8 protein-coding genes are annotated in these 12,070 nt (G+C 68.4%); 5 read left to right on the plus strand and 3 right to left on the minus strand.

What is annotated here, in order from left to right; translation table 11 throughout:
- Positions 1–90 precede the first annotated feature (90 nt).
- From J0L98_RS14390 to J0L98_RS14410, 5 genes are all read left to right on the plus strand, one after another.
- Positions 91–1,803: a sigma-54-dependent Fis family transcriptional regulator gene (locus tag J0L98_RS14390; RefSeq protein ID WP_296412462.1), complete on the plus strand. Its 1,713-nt coding sequence runs from the start codon at positions 91–93 to the stop codon at positions 1,801–1,803.
- Positions 1,804–1,888: 85 nt separating this feature from the next.
- A complete protein-coding gene (locus J0L98_RS14395; protein ID WP_296412463.1) occupies positions 1,889–3,568 on the plus strand; it encodes an ABC transporter ATP-binding protein/permease in 1,680 nt (559 codons plus the stop codon).
- A gap of 181 nt (positions 3,569–3,749) precedes the next feature.
- Entirely contained in the window at positions 3,750–5,657 is a 1,908-nt protein-coding gene (locus J0L98_RS14400; protein WP_296412464.1) for a GGDEF domain-containing phosphodiesterase, read from the plus strand.
- A gap of 87 nt (positions 5,658–5,744) precedes the next feature.
- On the plus strand, positions 5,745–7,211 hold the full coding sequence (locus J0L98_RS14405) for an aminoacyl-histidine dipeptidase (RefSeq protein ID WP_296412465.1): 1,467 nt from the start codon (positions 5,745–5,747) through the stop codon (positions 7,209–7,211).
- A 46-nt stretch (positions 7,212–7,257) separates the two neighbouring features.
- Positions 7,258–8,448 carry a PQQ-dependent sugar dehydrogenase gene (locus J0L98_RS14410; protein WP_296412466.1) on the plus strand — a complete coding sequence of 397 codons (1,191 nt, stop codon included), beginning with the start codon at positions 7,258–7,260 and terminating at the stop codon, positions 8,446–8,448.
- Between the two features lie 724 nt (positions 8,449–9,172).
- On the opposite strand, the gene J0L98_RS14415 is transcribed toward J0L98_RS14410, so the two are convergent.
- The 3 genes from J0L98_RS14415 to J0L98_RS14425 all read right to left on the minus strand — a co-directional run.
- Complete coding sequence (locus tag J0L98_RS14415; protein WP_296412467.1) at positions 9,173–10,675, minus strand: aldehyde dehydrogenase family protein; 1,503 nt, start codon at positions 10,673–10,675, stop codon at positions 9,173–9,175.
- Positions 10,676–10,723: 48 nt separating this feature from the next.
- Positions 10,724–11,203 (minus strand): TerB family tellurite resistance protein, encoded by a 480-nt coding sequence (locus J0L98_RS14420; RefSeq protein ID WP_296412468.1) that lies wholly within the window; start codon positions 11,201–11,203, stop codon positions 10,724–10,726.
- A 30-nt stretch (positions 11,204–11,233) separates the two neighbouring features.
- The coding region (locus J0L98_RS14425; RefSeq protein WP_296412469.1) for a YCF48-related protein at positions 11,234–12,070 on the minus strand (837 nt) is incomplete at its 5' end.

A 12,070-nucleotide genomic window follows, 5' to 3' on the forward strand; every position in this document is an offset into this window, starting at 1 on the left:
CCGAGGCTAGAATCAAGACGATTGAAATCCGCAACTTCAATTTGCTGTTTTTAGACATATCAATAAAAACAGACACCGGAGACCCACCCCATGTCCGCGCCCGCCGACCGCCACCTGCAGTCCGTTCCCGGAGACATCGACGACCGGGAAATTTCCAAGTACGTCCAGTTCGATCCGGACAGCGGACAGATCCTGCTGCTCGATCAGCGCATGCTGCTGATCCACGGCTTCACCCTGGCCGCCCTGCGGCGGGAGCTGATCGAGCGCCTGGGCATGGCGTCCACCCGGGAACTCTTCACCCGCCTGGGTTACCAGCAGGGCATGGAAGACGCCCGGCGCCTGAACGCATCGGTGGGTGGCGACCTGAAGCAGACCTTTGCCTATGGCCCGCGCCTGCGGGAGATGGAAGGCTTTGTGCGCAACCAGGCCGTGGACCGCATCCAGTTCAACCAGGAAACCGGGGATTTCTGGAGCGACTACTACTGGGAGTCGTCCTGGGAGGCGGACATCCACCGCGCCCAGTTCGGTGTCAGCGGGTCGCCCGCGTGCTGGATGATGGTGGGCTACGCCACGGGCTTTACCACCGCGCTGATGGGGCGGCCCATCCTGTGGCGCGAGGTGGAATGTGTGGCCATGGGGCACGCCCGCTGCCGCGTCATCGGCCAGCCGCTGGAGGAATGCGATGATGCCGAGGCCCATCTGAGCTTCCTGCAGGTGGAAGACTTCATCGCCACCCCCCGGCGCCGGGCCACCCCGCCGGCCCGGGCCACGCCCTCCGACGAAACGGCCCGCCAGCTACCCGATCTGATCGGCGCCTCCAGCAGCTTCAACCAGGTGGCCTACCTCATCAAACGCGTCGCTCCCACCGACGCCACCGTGCTGCTCACCGGCGAGAGCGGGGTGGGCAAGGAGCGCTTCTCGAAGGCCCTGCACGCCCTCGGGCCGCGGGCCGAACGCCCGTTCATCTCCATCAACTGCGCCGCCATCCCCCAGGACCTGGTGGAAGCCGAGCTGTTTGGCGTGGAAAAGGGCGCCTTCACCGGCGCCACCGTGTCCCGGCCCGGACGTTTCGAGCGGGCCAGCAGTGGCACCCTCTTCCTCGACGAGATCAGCAGCCTGCCCCTGCACGCCCAGGGGAAGCTCCTGCGCGTACTGCAGGAGGGCGAGCTGGAACGGGTGGGCGACACCCACGTCCGGCCCATCGACGTGCGCATCATCGCCGCCACCAACCGCGACCTGCGCAGCGAAGTGGAAGCCGGCCGCTTCCGCGAAGATCTGTTCTTCCGACTCAACGTCTTCCCGGTCAAGATTCCACCGCTGCGTGAACGCCGCGAAGACATCCCCCTGCTGGTGGACACCTTCGTCAAACGCTACGCCCTCCGCTTCGGCAAGCGTATTGCCGGCCTCACCCGCAACGCGAGCGAGAAGCTGTGGGCCTACGACTGGCCCGGCAACATCCGGGAACTGGAGAACATCATCGAACGGGCGGTGATCCTGGCCGAGAACGATGGCAGCATCGATGTGGAGCACCTGTTCTCGGGCGGCGAGCAGATCCCCCTGCCCCTCCCCTCCTCCATCCCCACCGACGCCCGCTCCGGAGCACTACTGCGCCCTGACGGAGAAATCCCCATTCAGCACGCCATCGACCGCCTGCTGGATGCGCAGCTGTCACTGGAGGAAGCGGAAGCGCTGATGATCACCACCGCACTACGGCGGACGGAGGGAAATCTGTCAGCCGCAGCGCGCTTGCTGAAACTGCGGCGCGGGCAACTGCAGTACCGGGTGGGCAAACGGGCGGAGTAAGGCGTCGGCCAAGCGGCCTTACGAAATGCCACTGCACTGGGGACCTTCTGCGACAATCACGCCCAATTCTTCAATGGAGCCCACCATGATCCCTGTCACCCAAACCGCCTTAGGCCTGGCGAAGCCCTACTGGACCGACCCCGCGCAACGGCGCATCGCCTGGGGGCTGGCCCTGGCGATCATCGTTCTGGCGGTCGCCTTCACGGGGCTCAATCTCTGGCTGACCGAGATCAACAAGGCCTTCTACGATGCGCTGCAAACGCTCAACGCAGCGGCCTTCTATTCGGCGGTGACCCTCTTCTTCGGCGCGGTTGCCATCCTGGTCACGGTCGCCACCGCCGCCCAGTACCTGGAGCAGGCGCTCGACATCCGCTGGCGTCGCCACCTTACGGAGAACCTGGTGGGCCGCTGGCTGGACGGCGACACTTTTTACCGTATCGAACGCGACAGCCTGTGCGACAACCCCGACCAGCGCCTGACCGAAGACATCGCCGAGTACGTACGCCTGATGCTGAGCCTCACCAAGGGCTTCATCGTCAACCTGGGTTCCCTTGGCACCATGGGCTGGGTGCTGTGGCAGAGCGCCGGGCCGATGAGTTTCGACATTGGCGGCTCCACGCTCACCATTCCCGGCTACCTGTTCTGGCTTGCCGTGTTCTGGGGGGTGCTGCAAACCCTGGTCACCCACCTGGCCGGCCACCGCCTGGCCGGGCTCACGGTGGCGCAGCAGTCCTTCGAAGCCGACTACCGCTTTGCTCTGGCCAAGGTGCGGGAAGCCTCCGAGCAGATCGCCCTGTACCGGGGCCAGGCCGTCGAACAGCGGCGTCTGAACGGGCTGTTCGGCGAGATCGTGCGCAACTGGCAACAGATCATGCGGCAAAACATCTATCTCGGCGTGGCCACCACCAGCTTCTCGGTAATTGCCGTACTGGTGCCCATCATCGCCGTCTCCCCCAAGGTCCTTTCCGGGGAGCTCTCGCTCGGCACCCTGATGCAGGACATCTCCGCCTTTGCCGCCACCACCGCAGCGGTCGCCTGGTTCGCCCTGTCCTACCGCGACCTCTTCCAGCTTTCGGCGCGCACCCGGCGACTGGAGGCGATGCGGCGGGCCATGGCCCCCCCGCCTCCTCCGGGCATCCGCGTGCAGCGTGACCCCGCCACTGACGACGTCGCCGGCCGCCAGGTCGCGCTGGCCCTGCCCGATGGCCGCCCCCTGTCCCGTGTCGGTGAGTTTCTGTTCGAGCCGGGCGCGCGCTGGATGGTGCGTGGCCCCTCCGGCGTAGGCAAGAGCACACTGCTGCGCGCCATCGCCGGTCTCTGGCCCTTCGGCGGTGGCGAAGTGTGCCTGCCCGCCGGAGCGCGCGTCATGTTTATGCCCCAGAAAAGCTACCTGGGCGACGGCACCCTGCGCGACACCCTGACCTACCCCGCCGAGCCCGGCAGCGCTGACGACACAAGCCTTGCACAGCTGCTACGTGACTGCCGCCTGCCCCACCTCGCCGACCGGCTCAATGAAACCGCACGCTGGGGCCATCGCCTTTCGCCGGGCGAGCAGCAGCGCCTGGCCTTCGCCCGCGCCCTGCTCTATCGACCCGACATCCTTTTCATGGACGAGTCCTCCAGTGCCCTGGACAACGACACGGAGGCCCATCTCTACCAGATGGTGATCGACCGCCTGCCCGACTGCACCGTGGTCAGTGTTGCCCACCGCACGACACTGGAGGTGTTCCATCCGAACACGCTGCACGTGACAGCGCCCGCCTGAGCCCTGCAAGAACGGGACTTCCCAACGGCATCCGCGGTGGCGAGCAGGGCAGGCCACCGCGCCGTCCGGCCGTGGTGATTTCACCCGGTCCGGGCGCCCCGGGTAGCCGGGGTGGTTCAAGGCGTGGGGCGTCGGGCCGATAAGACTGCATCAACGAACCCGGTCTCGCCCGCTTCAGCCCATGAATTCCCTCCACGACAAGGACGAGCCTGCCCCTGCCCGGGCGACGGAACGACGATGCCGCGTCTTTCTGCTCATCGTTTCGTCGAGTCTGGCCCTGATGATTGCGGGAGCACTGGTCTTCGTCTCGAACGACAGGGGTCTGCCGCCCTACACGACGCTGGTGAGCGCAGGCGTGGGGCTGATCCTCATTGCCTGCCTCTGCGAGATCGCCCGCCTGCGGCGCATCACCCGCGCCCACGCCCTGGCCATGATCGGCACCAATGACGGGATGTGGGAGTGGGACCCGGTCAACAAAGAACTGAAAGTCGGACGACGGTTGTCCAGCATCCTGGGCTACGCCGACAACTTCCTCAGCGATTCGGAGCAATGGACACGCCTCATACATCCGGATGACCGGGCGGGCTACCACGAGGCGGTAGCAAGCCACCTCAAGGGCATCACCCCCCATTTTTATCACGAGTACCGGGTGCAGGCGGCGGATGGCGCCTACCGTTGGCTGGCGGCCCGTGGCGTGGCCCAGCGGGACAGACGGGGCGTCGCGCGCCTGATGGCCGGCTCCATCACCGACATCTCGGAGCGCCGGGCTGATGAGGCGCGCATCCGCTACCTTGCCCACCACGACTCCCTCACCGGCTTGCCCAACCGCAGCCAGTTGATGGAACAGGTTCCGCGCCTGATCTCCCGGGCCGCCGGGCGGGGTGACATGCTGGGAGTGCTGTTCATCGACCTGGATCGCTTCAAGACCATCAATGACGCCATGGGGCATTCGGTCGGCGACATGATGCTGAAGAGCGTGGCCCGCCGCATCGCCGAAGCCCTGCGCCCCCTTGACCAGGTCTATCGCCAGGGGGGCGACGAGTTCATCGCCGTTCTGCCGGAAATCTCCGGCGCCGGGGACGCAGGGCATGTGGCCGAACGCATCCTCGAAGCCATCACACGGCCAATGCGCGAGGCCGGGCTTGATCTGCACACTGCGGCAACCATCGGCATCGCCCTGTTTCCCGGCGACGGTGCCGACGCCGAGACGCTCCTGCGCAATGCCGACACCGCCATGTACGCCGCCAAGGCCCGGGGCGGAGCAAGCTGCCATTTTTTCTCGGAGCAGATGAACGAACGCCTGCAGCGCCGGGTAGCCCTCGAAGCCGCCCTGCGCAACGCCATTGCGGGCGGTCAGATGGAGCTGCACTACCAGCCCCAGGTCAACGTGGCCGACGGCCGCGTGGTGGGTGCCGAAGCCCTGCTGCGCTGGCGTCATGAGGGGCGTCTGATTCCGCCCGACCACTTCATCCCGGTGGCCGAGGAAACCGGAATGATCCACACCATCGGCGAATGGGTGCTGGATACGGCCATCTCCCAGGCCGCCCGCTGGCATGCGGACTGCGCCACCCCACCGCGCATCGCCATCAACCTGTCACCGCGCCAGTTCTGGCACAGTGGCCTGGCACGGGGCATCGTCCAGCGCCTGCAGGCCCACCGTCTTCCGGCCGACAGCATTGAGCTCGAAGTCACCGAATCGGTGCTCATCCAGCCCGAGGGGCCTGCCATCGGTGAGTTGCGCGCCCTCCGGCGGCATGGCCTGCACCTGGCCCTGGACGATTTCGGCACCGGCTACTCGTCCCTGTCCTATCTGCGCAACCTGCCGGTCAACCGCCTGAAGATCGACAAGTCCTTCATCTTTCCCCTCGCCGGGCAGCGGGCCGAAAACCCCCAGGATGCCGCCGCCATCGTCCGTGCCATCATTGCGATGGCCCACAGCCTGTCCCTTTCGGTGGTCGCGGAAGGCGTTGAAACCGCCGCCCACCTGCAGACCTTGAAGGTGATGGGTTGCGATCTCTACCAGGGCTACCTGCTGAGCCCCGCCCTGCCCGCCGAGCAGTTCGCCGCAAACTTTCTGCGGCCCGCCTGACACCACAGACGCTTCCCCCGGCGGGGCTGAAAAACCCGCCCGGACGCGGTACGCTGCGGGCAAGCCCCTTCCTGCGATCCCGAACCCATGCCCCATTCCAACACCCTCATCACTGATCTTCAGCCTGCTGCCGTGTGGCAGCACTTCGCCACCCTGTGCCGCATTCCGCGCCCGTCCAAAGCCGAAGGCCCCGTGCGCGACGCCCTCCAGACCTGGGCCCATGGGCGCGGGCTGGCAACCCGGGTGGATGAGGCCGGCAACCTGATCATCCGCAAACCAGCCCGCCCCGGCCACGAACACGCCCCGGGCGTGGTGCTGCAGGGCCACCTGGACATGGTGTGCCAGGCCAACAGCGGCACCGCCCATGATTTCACCCGCGACCCGATCCGCCCGACCCTGCGCGACGGCTGGCTGGTGGCCGACGACACCACCCTGGGTGCCGACAACGGCATCGGCGTGGCCCTGATCCTCGCTGCGCTGGACGACGACACCCTGGCCCATGGTCCCCTCGAGGCCCTGCTCACCGTCGACGAGGAAGCCGGCATGGGCGGCGCCCAGGGGCTGCAGCCCGGCACCCTCGAAGGGCGCCTGATGCTCAACCTGGATACGGAGGACTGGGGCGAGTTCTACCTGGGCTGTGCCGGCGGCGTGGACGTGAATGTGAGCCGCCCCGGCACGCCGGCCGCGCTGCCCGCGGACTGGGAGACCTGGACACTGACCCTCGCCGGCCTGCGCGGTGGGCACTCCGGGGTGAACATCCATGAAGAACGGGGCAACGCCATCAAGCTGCTGGTGCGGGTGCTGCGCAGCCTGGAGCGCACCCACGCCCTGCGCCTCGCCAGCCTTGCCGGTGGCACCGCGCGCAATGCCCTGCCCCGCGAAGCCCGCGCTACCGTGGCCCTGCCGACCGGTCAGCGCAGCGCCCTGGAAGCCGCCCTCGCCGCCGCCCAGGCCGAACTGCGCGAGGCCCTGCGCGGCGTGGATGAGGGCGTGACCCTGAGCCTCGCCGTGGCAAGCGCCAGCGACCTCATGAGCAGCGCCGACCAGGCCCTGTGGCTGGCCTCCCTGCATGCCGCCCCCCACGGCGTGCGCCGCCGCAGCCTGAGCGTGCCCGGCGTGGTGGAGACCTCCAACAACCTCGGTGTGGTGGATCTCAACCCGCGCTCAGGCAGTTGCAACTTCATGGTCCGCTCCCTGCTCGACAGCGGCAGCATCGCCCTGGCCGACGAGATCGTCAGTCTGTTCGCCCTGTCCGGCACCGCCGCTGATGTATCGGGCCACTACCCCGGCTGGACGCCCAACCCGGCGTCGCCCCTGCTGGCCCGCTGCCAGCGGGTGTTCGCCCGGGATTTCGGGCAGGCCTCCTGCGTCAAGGTGATCCATGCCGGCCTGGAATGCGGCATCCTCGGCGCCAGCCATCCGGGCATGGACATCGTCTCCTTCGGCCCCACCATCCGCGGCGCCCACGCCCCGGGCGAGCGGGTGGACATCGCCTCGGTGGGCAAGGCCTGGCAGCTACTCCGCGCCATCCTCGCCGACATCGCCGCCGACTGAGCGCATCGATCAAGCAGCGCTGCGCTCCGAACCGGCTCCCCCAGGCATGTACCGCCCTGCCCACCTCCTTGCCCTGTTGATCGCCCTTGCCGGCGCCAGCACGGGCGACGCCCACGCCACCCGCGGCAGCCGCTATCTCACCGCCGGCCAGTGCGCCGGCGTCCCGGCTGTGCAGCTCAAGGTGGCAAAGGGCTTCTGCGTCGGGCTGGCCGCCCGCGGGCTGGGCTTGCCCCGGGGGGTGCTGCCCTTGTCCGATGGCCGCGTGCTGGTCACCGATCTGGGCCGCTGGGACGCCCCGGCCGGACGGCTGCTGATGCTCAGCCCAAGGCCAGGAGGCTACGAGGTGCGCCCCCTGCTCAAGGGGCTGGACCGGCCCCATGGCCTGCAGACGGGGCCGGACGGTCAGGTCTATCTGGCTGAGGCCGGCCGCATCCTGAGGGTGAACCTGGAACGCACCCCGCCCACCGTAACCCCGGTGATCACCGGCCTGCCCACGGAGGGCCGACACCCGCTGAAGCAGTTCGTGTTCGGCCCGGACGGAGCCATCCATGTGAATGTGGGCGCCAGCACCGACCACTGTGAGGACGCCCCGGCCCCCCGCGGCATGCGCTGCCCCGAAGCCGAGCGCGAGGCCCCGGGCGCCGCCATCTGGCGCTACGCCCAGGTGGACGGCCGCTGGGTGGGCAAGCCCTATGCCCGCGGGCTGCGCAACGCCATGGCCCTGGCCTTCGCCCCCGAGGGCAGCCTGTGGCAGGCGGAGAACAGCCGGGACACCCTGCCCGGCGGAGGCGATTCGGAAACCCTTCCCCACGACGAACTCAACCGCATCCGCCCGGGTGCCCACTATGGCTGGCCCTACTGCACCGACATGGGCCGTTTCGACCCGGCCTTCGCGCCGGGGGACTGCAGCCGCTATACCAAGCCCGAGCGCCTGCTGCCCGCCCACTCGGCCCCGCTGGGCATGGTCTTCTACACCCATGCCGCAGCGCCGGATCCCTGGCGCGGCAGCCTGATCATCGGCCTGCATGGCTACCGCCGCCAGGGCCACCGCATCATCGCCTGGCGCTTCGACGCCTCGGGTAAGCCGGCGCGCAATTTCACGGTGCTGGTGGACGGATGGCAGGCCACCGCCCGCCATCCCCTCGGCGCCCCCACCGACATCAAGGCCGACCCCCGCGGCCGCCTGTGGGTCACCGAAGACCGCAACGGCACCGTGCTGGTGATCAGCCCGGAGTAAGTTTGATGGACCGGCAAGGCTCTCCAAGCCCGGCGGACATGGCAGGGATAGTGAGTGCATGCCGGACGCGAACATGACTAGTTCGTTCGACGTTCTTGGTTTGGGCCCTTACTGGCTGGCTTTCCAGTGCATGAAGTTACGTTGGCCGGGATTTCGCCCCGGCGGGCGACCTTCTTCTTTGCTTCGCCAAAGAAGAAGGCAAGAAAGGCGACCCGGCCACCCCGGTCATTCGCTGCGCGAATGACTCCCCTGTGCTGCTCCCAGCAGGCGGCCGGCGCGGAACTCGCCCTGCGGGCTCAAACAGCCGCGCCGGACTTCCCCGCCTGCTGCTGCGCTGCTCGGCGGGTCGGAACGGGCTTTTCGGATACACCGAGCCCCTGCGGAAATTGAGTCGGGCACTGGCCGCTGAGCACCTGCATTTCCTCTCCCCTCTGGCGCGCCGACTGGAGGGTTCGGCAGGCGGAAAAAGGGCTGCGCATGTTTGAGCCCGTAGGGCGAGTTTGCGCAGACCCCGCCTGACGGGCCCGGAAGGAGGGCACCCCCGAAGGGGGCGCGACAGCGGGGTACGCTTTCTTGCCTTCTTCTTTGTCGTACAACAAAGAAGAAGGTCGCCCGCCGGGGCGAGTCCCGGCCAACGTTACGCCAATCACGGGAAAGCCGGCCAGTAAAGGCTCCCCCCCCGAAGGTCGAATGAACTGGACCCCACAGGGGGGCCGGACCCCGCTTACAGCATCATCACCACCGACTTCGACTCCGTATACATATCCAGCACCGCACGCCCCATCTCGCGCCCGATGCCCGACTGCTTGTAGCCGCCGAAGGGCATGGCGTTGTCGAGGATGTTGTGGCAGTTCACCCACACGGTGCCGGCCTTGATCTTCGGGATCAGGCGATGCACCCGGGACAGGTCGTTGGACCAGATGCTGGCCGCCAGGCCGTAGGGGGTGTCATTGGCGCGGCGGGCCACCTCGTCGAGATCGGCGTAAGGCATGGCCACCACCACCGGCCCGAAGATCTCCTCCCGCACCACGCGCATGTCGTCGCGGGTATCCACCAGCACCGTCGGCCTGACGAAATAGCCCGCCCCGTCCGTGCCCTCGCCGCCCGCCGCCGCCCGCGCGCCCTCGCCCAGGCCGCTGTCGATGTAGCCCAGCACGCGCTGCTGCTGCACAGCCGACACCAGCGGGCCGATCTGGGTGCCCGGATCGATGCCCGGACCGATCTTCATACCCGCGGCGATGCCCGCAAGCTGCTCCACCACCTCATCGAAACGGCTGCGATGCACGTACAGGCGCGAGCCCGCCGTACACACCTGGCCCTGGTTGAAGAAGATCGCCTGGGCCGCCCCGGCGGCGGCTACCGCAGGGTCGGCATCATCCAGCACGATCACCGGGCTCTTGCCCCCCAGTTCCAGGGACACGCGGGTCATGTTGTCGAGGGCCGCCTTGCCCACCAGCTTGCCGATCTCGGTGGAGCCGGTGAAGGCCACCTTCTCGATGCCCTTGTGGGCGGCCAGCGCAGCGCCCGCCGTATGGCCCAGGCCGGTGACCACGTTGAGCACACCCGGCGGGTAGCCGGCTTCCTGTACCAGCTCGGCAAAGCGCAGGGCCGTCAGCGGGGTCTCCTCGGCTGGTTTGAGCACCATGGTGCAGCCCGATGCCAGGGCGGGCCCCACTTTCCAGGCGGCCATCAGCAGCGGGAAATTCCACGGGATGATGGCCCCCACCACGCCCACCGGCTCGCGCCGGGTAAAGCCGAAGAACTCCCGGTCGCGCACCAGGGGCACCGACACCTCCATGGTGGAACCTTCGATCTTGGTGGCCCAGCCAGCCATGTAACGCAGAAAGTCGATGGACAGGGCCACGTCCACATGACGCGCCATGGTCACCGGCTTGCCGTTGTCGATGGCCTCCAGCTCGGCCATCTCCTGGGCATTGGCCTCGAGCAGGTCGGCCAGGCGCAGCAGCAGGCGCTCCCGGTCCACCGGGCGCAGGCGCGACCACTCGCCCGCCTCGAAGGCGTGGCGGGCGGCGGCCACGGCCCGGTCGATGTCGGCTGCATCACCGGCTGGCACGCGGCAGAACACCTCGCCGCTGGCCGGGTCGATGACCGGCAGGGTTTCACCGCTCACGGCCTCCACCCGCTGCCCCCCGATCATCATGCGCTGGGGTGCGTCCAGGAAGGCGGCGGTGCCTGCGCCCAGTTCGATACCATGCAGTTTCTTCATCGGTGTCTCCTCTTCATCGGTCTTGTAGTGGGGTAAAATGAATTCGATTCAGGCGTCGCCGGGCGTGCCCCGCAGGATGCCGGCGCGGGAACCCGCGGTGGCGCGGGCAATCTCGGCGGCGCCGTCACCCAGATCCAGCTGGCGCGCCAGGCGGCGCATCAGCGTGCCTTCGAGCTTCTCCAGGCCGTCGGCATAGGCCACCTCCCACAGCATGGTGAGGATCTCCTGGCGCTCGCCCGGCCCGAAGCCGACCCGCACCGCCTCGGCAAACTCCCAGTCGTCCAGGGCTTCGGCGTAGCGCACCTCGGCGATCCCCACCAGCTCCTCGACCCTGTCGGGCGGCAGGTGGAAGCGCGCCATCAGCAGGCGTTTGACGGCCAGGTGTTCGGCCTCGGAGGCCACCCGGTCCACGTACATGGTTTCCAGCAGCAGGGCCGCCACGGCGATCAGGCGCCGTTCGAAGGGGCCGCGCTCGGCCGCCTCCGCCTGCACTTCGCCGCGAAGCAGGCCGATCAGTCTTTCCAGCATGGTGTTGTCCTCGATGTCATTTGGCTGCGGCTATTTCGCTGCGGCTTCGCGCAGCACGCCGTTCTGGGCGAGCAGCACCAGGGCCTTGCCGCCCTCGGAAACAGCCGCGACGGCGGCCAGGTTCTGGCGGTCCTCCCGGATGCGCGTGACGAGCTGCCCGTCCTTCGACGTCACCACGGCACCGCCCGTCCCCACCAGCACCAGCTCGCCGTCCGGCCCCTCGACGCCGCCGGTCAGGGCCTGGCTGGTGCCGGTGTCCAGGGCTTTCCAGTGCCTGCCCCCATCACTGCTCTCCAGCACCCGCCCGCTCATGCCGAGGAGCAGCAGGCGGCCGTCGCGACGCTGCAGGCCCGACCACAGGGAGCCCGTCACGCCCGTGTCGAGACGCGTCCAGTGCTCGCCCCCATCCTGCGAGGCGAAGGCGGCGCCACTCTCGCCGGCAGCAAACAGGGCGCCATCGGCGCCGGGGAAGACGTGGTTGAGGTGCAGGTCGGCATCCCGCCCCTGCCCCACCGCCATCGGCGCCCAGGTCTTGCCGCCGTCGGTGGTGCGCAGGGCCGTGCCGTAGGCGCCGACCACATAGCCGTGCTGGGCGTCGCTGAAATGCACCCCCAGCAGCACCGGCCGGCCTTCGGCCTCGTGCTGGATCTGCCAGGTGTCGCCGCCGTCGGTGGTGGCCAGGATGACGCCCCCGTGACCCACCGCCCAGCCTGTTCGGGCATCGGCAAAGCTCACCGCGGTGAGCAGGCCACTCACCGGCACGGTGCGGGCCTGGGTCCAGGTCTGGCCCCCATCCACCGAGCGCACCACGGTGCCAAAATCGCCCACCGCGACCAGGGCGGAGCCGGCGGTGGCCACCGCCACCAG

The organism is Zoogloea sp. (assembly GCF_017302315.1).
In the GTDB taxonomy this organism is placed as follows: Bacteria; Pseudomonadota; Gammaproteobacteria; order Burkholderiales; family Rhodocyclaceae; genus Zoogloea.

Coding starts and splice junctions, on each gene's coding strand:
- J0L98_RS14390 (WP_296412462.1), top strand. CDS start 91: ATGTCCGCGCCCGCCGACCGCCACCTGCAGTCCGTTCCCGGAGACATC.
- J0L98_RS14395 (WP_296412463.1), top strand. CDS start 1,889: ATGATCCCTGTCACCCAAACCGCCTTAGGCCTGGCGAAGCCCTACTGG.
- J0L98_RS14400 (WP_296412464.1), top strand. CDS start 3,750: ATGAATTCCCTCCACGACAAGGACGAGCCTGCCCCTGCCCGGGCGACG.
- J0L98_RS14405 (WP_296412465.1), top strand. CDS start 5,745: ATGCCCCATTCCAACACCCTCATCACTGATCTTCAGCCTGCTGCCGTG.
- J0L98_RS14410 (WP_296412466.1), top strand. CDS start 7,258: ATGTACCGCCCTGCCCACCTCCTTGCCCTGTTGATCGCCCTTGCCGGC.
- J0L98_RS14415 (WP_296412467.1), bottom strand. CDS start 10,675: ATGAAGAAACTGCATGGTATCGAACTGGGCGCAGGCACCGCCGCCTTC.
- J0L98_RS14420 (WP_296412468.1), bottom strand. CDS start 11,203: ATGCTGGAAAGACTGATCGGCCTGCTTCGCGGCGAAGTGCAGGCGGAG.